At 30.4% G+C, this 14,961-nt stretch carries 21 protein-coding genes; all 21 read right to left on the bottom strand.

What is annotated here, in order from left to right:
• Nucleotides 1-11: 11 nt before the first annotated feature.
• Nucleotides 12-317, bottom strand: a complete 306-nt coding sequence (locus RIN63_RS06855) for a hypothetical protein (protein WP_310443964.1) — start codon at nucleotides 315-317, stop codon at nucleotides 12-14.
• A 77-nt stretch (nucleotides 318-394) separates the two neighbouring features.
• Nucleotides 395-1,075, bottom strand: coding sequence for a copper amine oxidase N-terminal domain-containing protein (locus RIN63_RS06860; RefSeq protein WP_310443965.1), 681 nt, complete (start codon nucleotides 1,073-1,075; stop codon nucleotides 395-397).
• 33 nt (nucleotides 1,076-1,108) lie between these two features.
• Nucleotides 1,109-2,119: a minor capsid protein gene (locus tag RIN63_RS06865; protein ID WP_310443966.1), complete on the bottom strand. Its 1,011-nt coding sequence runs from the start codon at nucleotides 2,117-2,119 to the stop codon at nucleotides 1,109-1,111.
• Nucleotides 2,119-3,519: a phage portal protein gene (locus RIN63_RS06870; RefSeq protein ID WP_310443967.1), complete on the bottom strand. Its 1,401-nt coding sequence runs from the start codon at nucleotides 3,517-3,519 to the stop codon at nucleotides 2,119-2,121. Before RIN63_RS06870 ends, RIN63_RS06865 begins: the two co-directional genes overlap by 1 nt.
• 12 nt (nucleotides 3,520-3,531) lie before the next feature.
• Nucleotides 3,532-4,806, bottom strand: a complete 1,275-nt coding sequence (locus RIN63_RS06875) for a PBSX family phage terminase large subunit (protein WP_310443968.1) — start codon at nucleotides 4,804-4,806, stop codon at nucleotides 3,532-3,534.
• Nucleotides 4,794-5,504, bottom strand: a complete 711-nt coding sequence (locus RIN63_RS06880) for a hypothetical protein (RefSeq protein ID WP_310443969.1) — start codon at nucleotides 5,502-5,504, stop codon at nucleotides 4,794-4,796. Before RIN63_RS06880 ends, RIN63_RS06875 begins: the two co-directional genes overlap by 13 nt.
• A 69-nt stretch (nucleotides 5,505-5,573) precedes the next feature.
• Nucleotides 5,574-7,604, bottom strand: a complete 2,031-nt coding sequence (locus RIN63_RS06885) for an NACHT domain-containing protein (protein ID WP_310443970.1) — start codon at nucleotides 7,602-7,604, stop codon at nucleotides 5,574-5,576.
• Between the two features lie 190 nt (nucleotides 7,605-7,794).
• The gene (locus RIN63_RS06890; RefSeq protein ID WP_310443971.1) at nucleotides 7,795-8,025 is read right to left on the bottom strand and encodes a hypothetical protein; all 231 of its coding nucleotides are present in this window, start codon (nucleotides 8,023-8,025) and stop codon (nucleotides 7,795-7,797) included.
• Between the two features lie 105 nt (nucleotides 8,026-8,130).
• Complete coding sequence (locus tag RIN63_RS06895; protein ID WP_310443972.1) at nucleotides 8,131-8,280, bottom strand: hypothetical protein; 150 nt, start codon at nucleotides 8,278-8,280, stop codon at nucleotides 8,131-8,133.
• A gap of 196 nt (nucleotides 8,281-8,476) precedes the next feature.
• On the bottom strand, nucleotides 8,477-8,773 hold the full coding sequence (locus tag RIN63_RS06900; protein WP_310443973.1) for a hypothetical protein: 297 nt from the start codon (nucleotides 8,771-8,773) through the stop codon (nucleotides 8,477-8,479).
• Nucleotides 8,774-8,864: 91 nt separating this feature from the next.
• Nucleotides 8,865-9,083, bottom strand: a complete 219-nt coding sequence (locus RIN63_RS06905) for a hypothetical protein (RefSeq protein ID WP_310443974.1) — start codon at nucleotides 9,081-9,083, stop codon at nucleotides 8,865-8,867.
• 119 nt (nucleotides 9,084-9,202) lie between these two features.
• Nucleotides 9,203-9,958, bottom strand: a complete 756-nt coding sequence (locus RIN63_RS06910; RefSeq protein ID WP_310443975.1) for a DNA adenine methylase — start codon at nucleotides 9,956-9,958, stop codon at nucleotides 9,203-9,205.
• A gap of 241 nt (nucleotides 9,959-10,199) precedes the next feature.
• Entirely contained in the window at nucleotides 10,200-10,709 is a 510-nt protein-coding gene (locus RIN63_RS06915; RefSeq protein WP_310443976.1) for a hypothetical protein, read from the bottom strand.
• A gap of 3 nt (nucleotides 10,710-10,712) precedes the next feature.
• Nucleotides 10,713-11,042 (bottom strand): hypothetical protein, encoded by a 330-nt coding sequence (locus RIN63_RS06920; protein ID WP_310443977.1) that lies wholly within the window; start codon nucleotides 11,040-11,042, stop codon nucleotides 10,713-10,715.
• A gap of 202 nt (nucleotides 11,043-11,244) precedes the next feature.
• Nucleotides 11,245-11,433 (bottom strand): hypothetical protein, encoded by a 189-nt coding sequence (locus tag RIN63_RS06925; RefSeq protein ID WP_310443978.1) that lies wholly within the window; start codon nucleotides 11,431-11,433, stop codon nucleotides 11,245-11,247.
• Nucleotides 11,420-11,872, bottom strand: a complete 453-nt coding sequence (locus tag RIN63_RS06930; RefSeq protein ID WP_310443979.1) for a hypothetical protein — start codon at nucleotides 11,870-11,872, stop codon at nucleotides 11,420-11,422. Before RIN63_RS06930 ends, RIN63_RS06925 begins: the two co-directional genes overlap by 14 nt.
• A 403-nt stretch (nucleotides 11,873-12,275) precedes the next feature.
• Nucleotides 12,276-12,407: a hypothetical protein gene (locus RIN63_RS06935; RefSeq protein ID WP_310443980.1), complete on the bottom strand. Its 132-nt coding sequence runs from the start codon at nucleotides 12,405-12,407 to the stop codon at nucleotides 12,276-12,278.
• Between the two features lie 10 nt (nucleotides 12,408-12,417).
• Entirely contained in the window at nucleotides 12,418-12,813 is a 396-nt protein-coding gene (locus RIN63_RS06940) for a DUF1064 domain-containing protein (protein ID WP_310443981.1), read from the bottom strand.
• A 51-nt stretch (nucleotides 12,814-12,864) separates the two neighbouring features.
• Entirely contained in the window at nucleotides 12,865-13,011 is a 147-nt protein-coding gene (locus RIN63_RS06945; RefSeq protein WP_310443982.1) for a hypothetical protein, read from the bottom strand.
• 10 nt (nucleotides 13,012-13,021) lie between these two features.
• Nucleotides 13,022-13,978, bottom strand: a complete 957-nt coding sequence (locus RIN63_RS06950; protein WP_310443983.1) for a Lin1244/Lin1753 domain-containing protein — start codon at nucleotides 13,976-13,978, stop codon at nucleotides 13,022-13,024.
• A gap of 55 nt (nucleotides 13,979-14,033) precedes the next feature.
• Nucleotides 14,034-14,894, bottom strand: a complete 861-nt coding sequence (gene bet, locus RIN63_RS06955; protein ID WP_310443984.1) for a phage recombination protein Bet — start codon at nucleotides 14,892-14,894, stop codon at nucleotides 14,034-14,036.
• Between the last annotated feature and the right edge of the window lie 67 nt (nucleotides 14,895-14,961).

Raw genomic sequence — 14,961 nt, forward strand, 5'->3', positions numbered from 1 at the left:
ATCACCTCCTTCTATTTAAATATTTCTGGATTATCTTTTATTACTTGATGCAATCCCATCGCTATTTCATCAACAATGGTCTCCTCATTAGAATTTGACAAATCTAAATTTCTCTCCCTGATAACTCCATGCATTAATTCGTGTAAAAAGGTTTGTTCATTTCCTTGCTCATCTTGCATTTCAGAATTAATTTGAATATTATGATGCTCATAGTCTATAATTCCATAGCACACTTTACCATTCAATCCTAATGTTTTAGTAGTTAATTCTACACCGTAATCCATGCTTCCTATTCTTACTTTATTTGGTATATTCATTTATTCACCTCCAAATAGACATAATAAAAGCACTCACATAAGTAAGTGCTAGGATTTTATTGCATATTAATTAAGAGTTATTCTTCCCATTCAAACTCAGAATCAGGAAGTAATCCCGTCCCATCAGTTTCAGTATCATTGTCTGCAGATATATCATTCTCATAGATTATTTCTTCATCAGTTATTCTATTCGCATAATCAGGAGTTGCCCAATATTGCCCATCAAAATATACCACATCACCACTTAATAAATTACTAACTAAAGTTTTAAGGCTTGATGTACTATACAAGACATAATCATCGTATACCTTTACTTGAGTTCTATCCATTGGTTTAGATATAATTATTACAGTTCTTGAACTATTATCCCATTGAACATCTGCATTTAATGATTCTGCTATGAACCTAGCTGGAACATAAGTTGAACCATTTACTATCTTAGGCTCAATTAATAGTTTTATATTTTCCCCATTCTTTTGAGCTACTTTAGACCCTACTGTTAAAATAATATAATTATCATTATCTGTTGCTATTATTTGATTTGTTTCATTAACCCATGTGACATTTGCATTTAAGGATTCGAATATTTTTCTCATAGGGACTAATGTTGTTCCATTCTCTATGAAAGGATCAGTGTCAAAGGAAAGTATTTTATTGTCAACCATAACCTTAATAGGAGTATTAGCAGATACGATTGAATTGGTTAAAATTAAAGTCAATAAAACACCTACAATAATTATAAATTTCTTTTTACTCATCACAATAAACCTCCTTTTGAGGTAATTATAACTTTAATACCCATACTTTTCAAGCCATTCTGGATATTTCATATCTGCAGGTACCTTATATGTCTTACCTTCTGAATTTCTTGCAGCTCTTGTACCTATTTCCATGTCTTCATAATCCGGAATAGTTGTAGTTCTACATAAATAATGAAAAGGTGGATAATTTTCTCCTACTATTAATTCTTCTATTTCATGCACCTCTCCATCTTGTCCTCTACAAGTTTCAGATGTTCTATGGTCTAATGTTGCTAGTATCTTATACTTTTCTACTCCATCTTCTTTATATGCAGCTAATGTTCCTTGCTCTATTATAAATGATCCTTCTGTATGGAGTAATCTATAAGCTTCAAATTCCTTTGTACTAAATTTCTTAGCAAAAGCTTTACTTAAAGTGCTAGGGTGTTTCCCTTGTATCAACATGGTAGTAAGAGATTCAGTCAATTGTTGTAACATATGATCCTTTTGTTTCCATAACCTAGTAGAGAAGTTAGCACCATTGAATGGATACTTAATTAATTCTTCAACTGTCCTTGGGTCTATCTGTGCAAACTCTGAATGAAAGCCTTTATAAACATCAATATTATACCAGGTCCTATAATAAGAGTCGGAATATACTTCTTTTAATAGCTTTTCTCCATTATGTTCATACTCTATTGAATATAGTTGTTGAAGTATAGCTTCTATTTGCATTTGCAATGCTTGATATCGTGTTATTCTAGCATTAACTGACATGTTTTTAAGCTCAAGGCTATACTCACCAAGACTATCATTAATCTTGTTTATATAGTTCTTTAAGCTTTTTATACCAATACTATCTAACTTTATTTGAGCCATAGCATAGGTTAAGTTGTTATCTTTAGAATAACGAATATAAAACTTGTTTATGACATTATCTATTTCATCCTTAGCTTGCTCAAATGCGTTTTCTAGTCCTTTATAGTATTCATTTATTGTTTTTTCTCCTGCTAAGTATCTTTGTTCTTGCCTTTTTTCCCAATAGGATTTGTCTTTTGGCATTATTCCTCACCATCTTCAAACATTGGAACTTCAGTAGAGCTGCTTTCTTCCTCAATCTGCTTAATTTCATCCTCTACACTTTCTACCCATGGATGATTAGCTATTATAGTTTTATCACTTATAACACCCTTACTATTTTGGCAATCTGTAATAGCTTGTGATTCATTAATTGCAATATCTCTATTAAATACTATAGTTATTTCCTTCTCTGATACGGATTGCTTAGTAATTCCTAGATATATTTTTATAAATCTTACTAATTCTTCAAATCCCCACTTAAACCACCCTTCCAATGCATTACATTTTAAATCTAATCCACTATAAATGAATTTAAGGGCTATACCTGAGGGACTATTACCTAGTTTGTCGCTATTCTTGTCCACCCCTTGGCCAAAGTCAAAGATATCTTTTTTAAGTGCCTCGTAATGAGTCTTAGCTGCATCAATATTAATATTATTCTCTACCTTATCTACACCTGAATTATCATCGGCATCTATTAATATGCCTTTGTAATAAGCTAAATCCCTTACGAACTCTCCTAGACTTTCACCACCATAGCCTTTTAATATATATACAATATTTTTTATTTCTTCAAGTAAATTACCTATATCTGATCTAGTTAAGTCATAATTATCAACTAAAGTTTTTACGAACTGTAAATCTGGGAGCTCAAAATCATTATTCTTAAAGTATATAAATGGAATCCTTCCCCAACTAGAGGCTATTTTATTAATTTTAAAATGTCCATCATAGGAATTATTTTCATCTAAATACATCTCAGCATCTAGAATGACCTGATTATCTTGCATAACATAATAAACTACATTGTCAGGACTCCAATACTCTATTTTGGTTACATACTTCTTTTCTTTACCCTCATAGGTTTCAATATCATAATATCTAATTAAAGCCTGCAGCTCTTCATGATCATTATCAACCCATATAGGTATTATTTGCTCTGATGGCATCTTTAATATTTTAAAATGACCTTCTGAATTAATATATACATGGAGCCATGCAATGCCTTTATTACTTGCTTCATTTCCTAGCTGCGATAATCTCTTTTGAAATCTAGGTCCTAGTATTTCCTCAACTTTATCTAGATACTTCTCATCATCACATGTTAAAGTATAAGGCTTTAATAATAAATAATTTACCTTATCATCTACTAGGGTCTTCATAAATCCATGAGCTAACTTATTATTAGCTTTTGTTTCATCTTCTACAGGCCTCTCATCCTCATAGCGATACATTTTACGATTAAGGATATCATTCTCTACTTTGTAGTAGTTTTCTCCTTTAATCATTAACCTTCGCTCTTTAGATGCATTAAACTCATCTATGTGAATCTTAATGATTTCTTCTGTAGATAATATATTTGTGCTATTATTGAATTTCATTTTCTCACCTCTTTATTTTAGGAACTTGATTCCATTACCTCTGAATATTATTGTGTAACAGAAATATCTCACTGCATCCATTGCGTGGTCATGTTGCTTTATTGGTTTATCCTCACCTTTTTCGGATGCCTTAGCATCCCATATATAAGAATTGAATTCTAATATAGTATTTACACACTCTTTTGCAAATGCTATCTTTTCTTGATTAAGTAGCATAGCTACAAATCTAATTCCATCTAAAACTTCATTCTTAGCCTTTTTAATGTGATATCCTCTTTTTCTAAGCTCTGCTATAAAAGATGCAGCACTGGGATCTATTATTATTGACTTAGCTTTTATATCTCCTAGAAAATCTTTTAGATCATCTGCATACTCTCCATCTGTCTTTTGGCTAGCTTCATCTCTACCACTATAATAATATTCTTTTATACATATCCATTGGCCAGTTCTATTTTTGCACCATAGAAGGAACACTGTTGCGTTCTGAGTACCATAGTCAATACTTACATAATAAGTATCTTTTATTAAATCTGCTATAGTTTCTACAACATGCTTTACACTATCAAACATGTCATATATTACACCCTCTGCTACAACCCACAGGCCTAAGATATAGCGTTGATAGAATACTCCCGAATACATTGCCCTATATCTTTCTTTAATCTTCTCTGATAGGCTCAAATTATCATCCATAGTGAAATGTAAATGGATTAAGTTCTTCTCTACTAGCTTATCTATCCAGTTTGTTTTAAACCAATGATATGGTCCATCTGGATTGCAGTTAAACCAAAACTTAGAACCATCAACAGAACATCTACCAGTAGCTTGATTAACAAATGACTCAGGCATAAGTGCAACTTCATCAAAGAATACACCAGCAAGAGTTATCCCTTGAATTAAATCCTGAGACCTTTCATCTTTACCACCAAAAATATAAAAATAGTTAGTAATATCACCCTTACTAACTATAACTAAATTATCTGCTCTATGATCTTTAACTTTATAACCTCTAGACCTAAGCATAAGTTTTAACCAGAATAAAACATTCCTTCTGAATGATCCTATAGTTTTACCACACATACCAAAGTTTTGTTGATCGAATGTTTCCATAGCCCACATAACAAAGGATAATGACATTGAAAGAGTTTTTCCACTTCTTATAGCTCCATCTGCTATGATTCCATCTTTGTCTTTTACTGGAGAATTATCCATCCACCAGGTTAATACTTTTTTCTGTTTTAGTGAGAATGGTTTGAATTTGAATATAGCTTTCTTTAATCTTGCCATATATCATCAACCTGTCCCTTTAATGCATCTATAAAACCATCATCTTCTGTAATGTCTGCTTCATCTTCTTTCGCCTTAGCTTTATCTAACTCTAGTTTTTCTTTCTTAAGCTGCAGCTCTATATCAGTTTTATATTTACTAAATTCAAATTTATCTTTATCAAGCTGCAATCTCTCTGTGTCTCCTAATGTTTTAGCTTTAGTTTCTATAAGTTTTCTTAGTTGGTCCATACAAGCATTGATTCCAGATATTCTATCCTCTTCTGATATATCTTTTTCTACTTTTATTCCAAACATATTATAAAAGAATGTTTTTTCTCTATTGAGCAGCTTTGCTATTTTTAGCCTAAGTAATTTTATTTCATCATCTACATTCACCTCAGGCTGTATCATATTAAACAGTATCTGATCTTCTGTACTAAGCATATCAGCATATATAGATTGATAAGCTCCATGCTTAACACTATTAATATTACCTGGTGGTGCTCCATGGCCTTTTGCATTTTCATTATTTAAGGGTGCACCCTTTTTCTTTTTAGGTGCACCCTTTTTGTTATGGTCTTTCTTTTCCTCAGACCACGCGTATCTTTTTATCCAGGACTTTAAGGTATTTATTGAAATATTGTATTTATCGCATATATCTTGATATTTCATTCCTTCAAAATAATCCTGTTTTGCATTTTTTCTTATGTCATCCAACGACCACCACCTACTTATTTGTTTGTTTTATTTTTGAATGTTTTGGAAAGAAAAAAGAGCCTAGTGGCTCTATAAGAATAATTCATTTGCTTTTTTCTTTTCAGATTTTAACTCTTTATCAATTATACTTTTTAATTTTATGCACTCTTGGTAATTAGGTATTTGTAATCCATAAAGACTATCACTTGCATAGTAAATTAAATAACTATTAACCAATGGAAAAATGTCTTTATTATTTAGAATATTTAATGGATTATCATCTAATATATATTCTCCAACCAAAAGAGCTTTTACAAATTCTTCTTGGTCAGTCATGTTATCATCATATGTGTTATAATTATCTACTAAAGGAGAATTTTTGTTTTTTAGTAGTCTTAGTAAAACATGATATCTATATTCGTTAGCAAATCCGATGCAAACCTTAGAGCTACTCATCGATAGCCGAGATATATATTCGATGCTATTTCTTTCCCATCCTTTAAAAGCTTCATCAAACCTTTCGCCATGATCAGCAATTTTAGTAATCTCTTTATAAGATTTACTGTCAAATTTTCTTATATAGATTTCTTTGTTAATAAAATCTAAACCTCTCCTGATATTTAACTCTTTTTGATCGTAGTCTTTATAAAAGTCATCGTTGTAACTATTATTACAATAGTTGGTGAATTCTTCTATGAGAGAATAAATTATTGTATTTCTAAGCTCCTTATAATCAATATCATAACAAAAATCAAATACATTATAATACTTGGATATATTCTTGTCTTCCATCATCTTTAACAAATATTTGCTTTGCTTTTCTTTTGAATCAAAACAAATATAACTCGCTGCAAAATATTCTTGAAATGATTTGTGTGCCCATCTATATTCAACCCCATCCTTTATAAATAATGGTACTGAATGGATGATATCATAAATAAAATCATTTTCCTTGAAATATAAGCCTGTAACTGTGGTCTTTGCTTGAGCTATATTTTCAATAAATTCTTCTTTACAATAACTTACTCCCTTGTTCAATGTAATAATCCCTAATGCCCTTAGTAGTTTATGAAAATCTTCTATATCTAATTTGCTCTTTTTTTGATGCACATATGCCCCACCCTTTGTTCTATCATGATCTTCAAATAGTGCGTCATATACTTGTCTGTAAAATATTTGCTTCTTGTACGGAACTGTTCTTTTATACTCGAAAGCTTTATATAGTAGTGAAACCATTAGGGGATTTATTAGAAACTCCTCTATTATTTTAAGATTTTCTTCATTTTCAAGTTTCTCTATCAATTCACTTGATAGTTCTCCACTATTATCATATTTACGAATTAATTCATATGCCTCTTCTCTATTTAAAGGTTTTATATCAAATCTCTGAAAATCCGAAAAACAGCTAAGTGAATTTTCATCTCTAGAAGATATTATGAAGTTATTATTCAAGTTTCTAGAACTTGTAGCCTTTGAAATAAATTCCTGCAAATTTTCTGTGATTTCTTTTTTATTCTCATCTATTATTTCATCATATCCATCAAAGAAAAATATAAAACTCCCTCCCTCTATCAAATTCAAAATCTCTTCCTTACTGAAGTCTTCCTTTATTCCATTTATTTCATTCGTAATGAATTCAATTATCGAAGAATTTTTGACTAGTCTTCTTAATTCTACTAATATCGGAATACCTTTATTTTCTGTAATAGAACTTAAATATAGATACTTTAATATTGTTGATTTTCCCATTCCTGCGTTATCTACTAATAAAACTTTATTATACCTAGGTATAAACTCATCTCTAAATTTATTTATTCGAATATAATCATCACTATCATTATTAGGTGTAGATTTTAGGACTGTTAATGGAATATATAAATCATTTATTGTTTTTTGCTGATTTTTAAACACTATTGTACTCATATATAAATTATTATTATATGTCCTCTTAATATATTCATCAATATTATCCTTGATTAAAAATACTTTTTTATCTGCTATAATTTTATTTTGCCCACTTTCTAATAAGGGCTTGATGTATGTTTCAATAGCTTTCTTAGTGCATTCAGCTACAGTTGTAGTTGCAACCAGTTTTAATCCCTCATTAATTATAGTACTCATATAATTTCCCCCTTTCAACTTATGTATAACAATTCGACATAAAAAGGGAAAGTCCTTCTTTTTTAGATAAATACTTTTTAATAATAATTATTGCATGAAAAAAGAGCCTGGTGGCTCTTAACTTAACTATCTCATTCTTTAATATACTAATTTTCTGGGTAAGTCTTTCTATTACAAATAATTATTTCTTCTAATCTTCTAGCTCTCTTTTAATGCAATCCGTACATACAATTTCTTCATCATCCTCATAAAGAACATTTCCACATCCATTTACACAATCTCTTACATATCCTTCAAAACCACATTCTTCATTTTCACATTTCCCGATACCGTTTTCCACCCATAAAGTTTCACCATCGCACTCTGGACATATCCTTTCACATTCCATCTTTCTTATCTGCTCATTTTTAGCTTGACCCATGGCTATCACCCCCTTTCCTTTATATATTACTATAATAAAGGGGAAAATCCTTCTATAATCTTTCGACATATTATGACAATCTGAAGGATTTTAATTGAGTTGTAATTATATTAATAATGAGATTATAGTTGCTATTGCTACTGTAAATATTAGTATTGGTAATAAGCATCCACTTGGTCTTGTGTAATATCTACCATATCTACTTCTACCCCTATAATATCCTCCATGCTTATTCTTATATCTATGATATCTCATAAATCTCTACCTCCCTTATATATTTATACTACACAAGATGAAAGAGTCCTTCTTTTTTTTATATAAATATCTTTCTGATTTTACAAATGTGTATTTTTAACTATTAAATGAGGTTGCTCCACCGTTGAGGGAATCTACTTATTGAGTTGTTCTGTATATGTGTTTTTTGAAAGAAAAAAGAGCCTGGTGGCTCTTACTATTCTAAATCCTTTTCTGCTTGTTCTTTAAATCTTTCAAATTGTCTAAGTTTATTTTTAAGTATTCTTATTTCCTTTTCTAGTTCATCTATTTCATTTAATAATTCGTATGGAATTTCCACATCTCTATATCTTTTGTCATTTAGAAAAGCTAAAAAATCTTTTTCAAGCTCTGCTGTATAATATTTTTTCTTAATATTTGCTAATACTTCTTCTTTGCTTTTAATTTCATTTATTAATCTTTGTTCCATTTCTTCCAATGTTTCTTTTTTTATAGCGCTGTTTTCTTTTGACATAATATCATCCCCTTTCTCTTATATACTTCTACAGAAAAGGAGAAAGTCCTCTATTTATCTTTAATTTTTTATCGACAATTTCCGACATATACTATTTTATTTGTTTAATACTGCCTCTCTCTCTCTTATAACTTCTCTCCTGCATGCACTCCTTAACACTATCATAAGCTCCTGTTACAACTATATTTTTATGGCCCTTGAATGGACAACTAATGTAATTTCCTTTATCTTCATTATGCTTAGTTTCCTCTGCAAGCAATATAAAGCTGCATCCACAAATTTTACATCTATATGTTATATATTCTTTCATATCAGCAGCTCCTTTATTGGTTGATTATCATTTATGATAACATCTGTTTAGATTATATAAAAATCCCACCTGAGAAACTTGCCCCAAGCAGGATTTACTATATCTAGCTTTTATTTTAATTAGTAATTAGTTATAATTAATTCTTTATATTTCTTTCTTGCTTTCATATCCTTGGATACACTATAAGCTACTTCTACCTCTTTAATGTTGAAATCTTTATACCATTCTTTTGTACTTTCATGATCATTAATTGTTAACAAGAATTTACCTTCTAAGTTAATCAATCTATCTCTTAATAATAAATGATGTTCCTCTCCAAACTCACTCTCATATCCTGTGGTCTTAAAATAAGGTGGATCTATAAAGAAAAAGGTATTTTTTCTATCATACTTATCTATTACTTTTTCAAAACCTAGATTTTCTACATAAGTATTTCTAAGCCTTTCCTTTAAGTCACTTAATATATTTTTATAGAATATTTGCTGAGATGGTATTTTATTAGTCCCATATCCATAGTGCTGCCCTTTCCCTGCGAAAGACTGAGTTATTAAATATAAGAACCTTACTGCTCTATTTATTTCTGTTAAATATTCAATAGTATAGTTCTTATATTCCTCGAACATATCCCTACTACTCAATTGATATTCTAGCATTCTTTCTATTTCAGGAGCATGATACTTAATCATTTTAAATAGATTTATTAATTCCTTATCTATATCATTTATTACTTCAACTTTAGATGGTTCTTTCCCAAAGTATACCCATCCAGCGCCAAAGAACAGTTCTACATAACAAGTATGCTCTGGTATCATATCGATAATTATTTTTCTTAACTTGCTTTTTCCTCCCATTCGACAGATTGGTGGTTTTAACATATTAAACATCTCCTTTTTTTAATATTGGGTTAATAGATACACACCGCCCATCACATCAAAAGGAGTATTAAAAATCCCACCGGGGAACTGGTGAGACTTTTAGTGTAAATCCTTATTTAATTTTACTTTTCCGACACATGACCTTCTGAAAAGTTCCTACAATATCATAATATCACATTTAAAAGTCAAAAACAGGTACAAAACAGGTCCTTTTCAGGTAATTTATGGGTAATTTTCAGTCTTATAGTGTTTTGAACCTATTATAATAAGGTTCCAATATATTAGTAAGTAGTTCTATAGATTCCTTATTTACCTTTTTCAATCCTTCATAAGTAATATAATTCTGTCCCCTAAACTTATCATTGAAATTAATTTCTATATCTCTCCAAAACATGTCCTCAAAGTATTTACACTCTACTATATGTCTTTGCTGCTTAGTTAGCGCTCCTAAAGCTGCATCTATTTGTTCTTTTTCTATTTGGTATGGATATATTCTAGATTGGTCATCCTTTATCCATTCATTTAATAACTCTATTGCCATCTCTTTATTACTTATGGCAATTTCAACAGAACTTCCACCACTTCCTCTAGGCATTCCTGGTTCTCTTGATGTACCTAGTAATACATGAGAAAACGAATCAGGGTCCTCTATTGCCTTTTTAAATTGTTCTATTCTTAACAGTGTAGTTTCTATGACTGATTTCTTTCTTTTATAATCTCTTAGTGCTTTCTCTATTACTCTAATGTCCATATCCTACTCCCCTTTCCTCTCTGCCTCAATCTGTTTCATGACTATATCTATATTAAGCTTGGTACTATATATAAATTGCATATTTGACTCATATAAAGTCTCAGCTATATCTCTATTCATCTTCAACTCTGCTATCTTCTCATTTCCTCTACATAAATCAGATGTTATTGTAACTGGTATACCTTCTGCTCTTAGCAATAATATTTGTTTGCCTAATGCTACTCTATAATCTCTCTCAGCTATCGCCTTATTCTTTCCCCTCTCTTTTATAATTGTAATAGCTTTATTCAAGTCACTTCTTAGTTTATTTAATTCTATCTGTAGATCCTGCATATCCTCCCTCCCAAAAAAAGAAAAACCCAAGGACTTTTCCCTGGGCTTCTAGAGCCTCTAATATATTTAGTTAACTTTAATGAATATAATTCTTGTTATGCGACATAAAAATACCGTAAAAATCTTTTCAGAATAATACGGTATTTCAATTAAATATTTAGTTTTAATAATTATGATTTTAATAAAATTATGTGCAACGATATTAAATTTTAATTAATCTTGATATGTATATATCCGATTTATTAATCAATTCAGCTATACCAGATTTCTGATAAGGGATTAATTTATCTGCTTTTGAAATATCTATCCATTCTATCTCGGAGATTTCTTCCGGGTTTTTAATCAACATATTTCCACCAGTAACTTCGCCATACTCTTCATTTAAAAGCATTATGAATCGCCCAAAGTACAAACCAATATGTTAACGGGTATGCACTGCTACCATCAATAACATTTTCTCTTTCCTTATAGCTTCTCACAATGTTATACTGGTCACCATCCATAATAAACGGATTTTCATAATTCTTTCGCCACAATGGGAACAAAGAAAAAGAACATACGCTCTTAATTCTAAATTCTTTTATTGGACTAATTATATTTTCTTTGTGATCCCATGGGTTACCGTCAAAATCATAATAATTTACTTGAGCGGTATTTGTTTTAAAATCTACAATATACTCTGTTAAAGTTCTCCCCCACGCAGTTGCATTATAAGTTATCTTCGTCATCTGACTCATCATTGCAATAGATATAGTAACAGCCAATATATAACAGCCAATTGCCATCAATATCGCATATCTGAAATACCTTTTTAACTTTCCAGTTTTCATAAGCTTCTCCTTTTATTAATAAGCTGTAGCTTAAAACAGTTCCATGATTTCATATTTGTCAGTAGATTATATAAACAATCTTCTGGTTCGTATTTATCTACGCTTACGATCTATTTATTTGATATATTGTAGCATATATATTATATAACACCAATAAATTTATGGGAATATTTTACTTTCTAATACCGTATTATTCAGTTGTCAATGTTCAATATTTGAATCTTCATTTTCAACGCTTAAGCCGCATTAATAACATTTTGTTCATTGAATTATTTTAATTATCTTTCCTGGTATCGCATTTATTCTCAGTCTTACATCTTGGGCATATTATTTCTGCCTTTCCTTTTAGTTTTAAAAGCAACTTGCCACATTTAATACATCTTATCTTCTCCATAGCTGCCCCCTATTTTTTAAATAGTCTATCTTTACTATAAGTCCTCCCACATTTAGTACATACTAAAGCCCTATACTCCCTACCTCTTCTATTTACAATCATTACTTGCACCATATCCCCTAAGCATCTAAAGCAAAGCATACTCTCCCCCCTATTTAATTATTTTTAAACTTAAATCAGGATATTTATATTCAAATAGCTTTTTTTTAATTTTAAAATCTTTAGTTTCTACACCTTTTACATCAATTACCTCTGTAGTTCCATCATTGTTTACTACTACAAAATCAGCTACATAAGTAATAGATCTATGGGTTGTCCCATTTTTCCTGAAAGTAGGTTGTAATTCATATCTAGGTTGTAGCCCGAAGTCTTTAATCTCTCCTGCTTGCTTCAATATCTTTAATTGGCAGTAATATTCTGCCTCTCTCTTGCTATCAAATGTAATTCCATCTACTGTAGTTTTAACATTTCTATATTTACTTTTCTTTTTAGGTTTAGGAGACTTTTTATTTAAAAACTCTTGATACTCTTCTTCCGTCCATCTCATAATTAATTCCCCAGGATACTACTTGCTATATATTCTTTTAATAATGTCCCTCTAATTAACTTTCTCCATCTTTTCAATGCTTTCATTACTAATCATCTCCTTTGCCCTAGCTATAGCTCTCTTATATGTCCAATCAGGATTTTCTCTTAATAATCTTGCAGCTTCTTCTACTGCAGTTGTTATTTGTTTCTTAGTCATAATATCCCTCCTATAGAGCTTCATTCTTCTTAGTTCTCTCTGAATACTCTCTTCTTTTTCTAGCTGCTACATCTTCTAATTGTTCAGCAGTATAACCATCTGATCTCTGCTCAAAGTTATGAAATCTATTTTTTTTAGCTGATACTACCTTAGGTTGATTATTACTAGTACTTAATTTCATACCACCACTTCTATTCCAGTTCTCAAGTATACCTTTAACATATCTAAGAGATCTTTTGTTTGACTCTACCGCTATTTTCATAGCCCCCAATATCCATTCAGTAGAGTATAATTCCAATAGCTCTATAATCATTTCTTTGACAATACCATTAATGCTGCCAAATCCATTATCTTGAAATGATAGAGCAATTTTAGATATATCTTCACTACTAGGACCACTATCTTTAGTAGTTTTATCTAATATACTTTCATCTTCTTTAATTTCTTTTTCTTTAATATCATTTACTTTAGTTTTATTTACTTTACTTTGGGGATTAATGTTAACATTAATCTCTCCATTGTCTTGGTTAATGTCATCATTAATACTTACAAGAGATAAATTACTGTATGCATTAATTGTTTTCTCATCTAAAAGCAAGAATTCTTTTGCTATTTCTACCTTTTGTCTTCTTTTTACTGCTTCAAAATATCTCTTCTGGATACCACTAGAAGTTAATAATTTATGTTCATTAAATAGTCTTTCATCAAATAAACCCCATTTAACGCAATCATTAATGATTACATTTACTTCATTAATGTCTACATTAACTCTTTTAGAAAAAAGTATCTGTTCCTTATCAGTCCAATCGTAATAATATCCTTCGTTATATATTTTCATTAACAATTTTATTACAATAGAAAATCCAACCATTCCATGTTGAGCTTCTATTATTGCAACTTTGTCATCTTGATCTATATCTGTATCCAGTGGAAAGTAATCCAATCCTACCTTCTGTGGCCTTGCCATATAATCACCTACCTTTGAGAACTTTTTGGGGGATTTTCTCCCCCTAATCAATTATCTAAAATGGAGTATCTTCTCCAAATGGTGTATCTGAAAAATCTACATCATTCATATCACTTTGAATTTCACCAGTTTCTATATCTACTTCATCTATTACATCATCCATTTCTGCATCTGTTTCTGCTTTTTTAGCAGCTACAAGTTGTCTTGTTCTTTCACATACATCTTCATACATAAATTTAGTAATATCTAAGCTGCCTTCAAAACCAAACTCATCCAAAACTTGTCTTACAATTTCCAAATCATTTTTAGCTAGTGAAAATAATGCCTTAGCTTGATGCTCTGAGATATTTATTTCTTCTTTTTCTTCTCCATTATCAATTTCTTCTTTAGTTACTAATCCATTTATTCCAAATGCTCTTTTTAATACAAATACTTCTGCTACTTTCTGAATCATTGCTGAGGGATAACTCTTCCAGATACTCGTGTTTTTGTTATATTCATTAAATTCTACATAAGCTATAAAAGGTTTCTTTCCTTTTCTATCGCACCTGGACCATGCTCCTAAGATAGGTCCTCTATTAGCCCCAAACTTATGTGTTACTTTATATTCACTGGCATCTATTTCAAAAACATCTCCTTCTCTCACTACGAAGGACATAAGACCCTCAAAGTCCTCATTCATTTGTGCATACTTTAAATATCCATCCCTACTTGTCATAATTGTAGTTTGTCCACCAAACTTCATAAACCATATTTCTTTTTTAAATGGATCTAAATTATATTGGTTTGCCAAATACATAAACATATTCAATTCATCTGCAGTAGCTCCCTTTGCTACTGTATTTTTTATCAGCTCTACTTGCGAAGAATTAAACCCAGTACTTACTTGATTATTTATTCCCACTATATTGGTCATTCCTGTTCCCCCTTATTTTTTACTTAAATCTACTAATTGAAATTCCTTATATAATTCAATCAACATT

It is taken from the genome of Tissierella sp. (assembly GCF_031460495.1).
Taxonomy (GTDB): domain Bacteria; phylum Bacillota; class Clostridia; order Tissierellales; family Tissierellaceae; genus JAVKTS01.

Bases quoted from the DNA above. Each gene is read 5' to 3' on its own strand.
- RIN63_RS06855 (WP_310443964.1), bottom strand. From the start codon at position 317: ATGAATATACCAAATAAAGTAAGAATAGGAAGCATGGATTACGGTGTA.
- RIN63_RS06860 (WP_310443965.1), bottom strand. From the start codon at position 1,075: ATGAGTAAAAAGAAATTTATAATTATTGTAGGTGTTTTATTGACTTTA.
- RIN63_RS06865 (WP_310443966.1), bottom strand. From the start codon at position 2,119: ATGCCAAAAGACAAATCCTATTGGGAAAAAAGGCAAGAACAAAGATAC.
- RIN63_RS06870 (WP_310443967.1), bottom strand. From the start codon at position 3,519: ATGAAATTCAATAATAGCACAAATATATTATCTACAGAAGAAATCATT.
- RIN63_RS06875 (WP_310443968.1), bottom strand. From the start codon at position 4,806: ATGGCAAGATTAAAGAAAGCTATATTCAAATTCAAACCATTCTCACTA.
- RIN63_RS06885 (WP_310443970.1), bottom strand. From the start codon at position 7,604: ATGAGTACTATAATTAATGAGGGATTAAAACTGGTTGCAACTACAACT.
- RIN63_RS06890 (WP_310443971.1), bottom strand. From the start codon at position 8,025: ATGGGTCAAGCTAAAAATGAGCAGATAAGAAAGATGGAATGTGAAAGG.
- RIN63_RS06895 (WP_310443972.1), bottom strand. From the start codon at position 8,280: ATGAGATATCATAGATATAAGAATAAGCATGGAGGATATTATAGGGGT.
- RIN63_RS06900 (WP_310443973.1), bottom strand. From the start codon at position 8,773: ATGTCAAAAGAAAACAGCGCTATAAAAAAAGAAACATTGGAAGAAATG.
- RIN63_RS06905 (WP_310443974.1), bottom strand. From the start codon at position 9,083: ATGAAAGAATATATAACATATAGATGTAAAATTTGTGGATGCAGCTTT.
- RIN63_RS06910 (WP_310443975.1), bottom strand. From the start codon at position 9,958: ATGTTAAAACCACCAATCTGTCGAATGGGAGGAAAAAGCAAGTTAAGA.
- RIN63_RS06915 (WP_310443976.1), bottom strand. From the start codon at position 10,709: ATGGACATTAGAGTAATAGAGAAAGCACTAAGAGATTATAAAAGAAAG.
- RIN63_RS06920 (WP_310443977.1), bottom strand. From the start codon at position 11,042: ATGCAGGATCTACAGATAGAATTAAATAAACTAAGAAGTGACTTGAAT.
- RIN63_RS06925 (WP_310443978.1), bottom strand. From the start codon at position 11,433: ATGCTTTTAAATGAAGAGTATGGCGAAGTTACTGGTGGAAATATGTTG.
- RIN63_RS06930 (WP_310443979.1), bottom strand. From the start codon at position 11,872: ATGAAAACTGGAAAGTTAAAAAGGTATTTCAGATATGCGATATTGATG.
- RIN63_RS06935 (WP_310443980.1), bottom strand. From the start codon at position 12,407: ATGCTTTGCTTTAGATGCTTAGGGGATATGGTGCAAGTAATGATTGTA.
- RIN63_RS06940 (WP_310443981.1), bottom strand. From the start codon at position 12,813: ATGAGATGGACGGAAGAAGAGTATCAAGAGTTTTTAAATAAAAAGTCT.
- RIN63_RS06945 (WP_310443982.1), bottom strand. From the start codon at position 13,011: ATGACTAAGAAACAAATAACAACTGCAGTAGAAGAAGCTGCAAGATTA.
- RIN63_RS06950 (WP_310443983.1), bottom strand. From the start codon at position 13,978: ATGGCAAGGCCACAGAAGGTAGGATTGGATTACTTTCCACTGGATACA.
- bet (WP_310443984.1), bottom strand. From the start codon at position 14,894: ATGACCAATATAGTGGGAATAAATAATCAAGTAAGTACTGGGTTTAAT.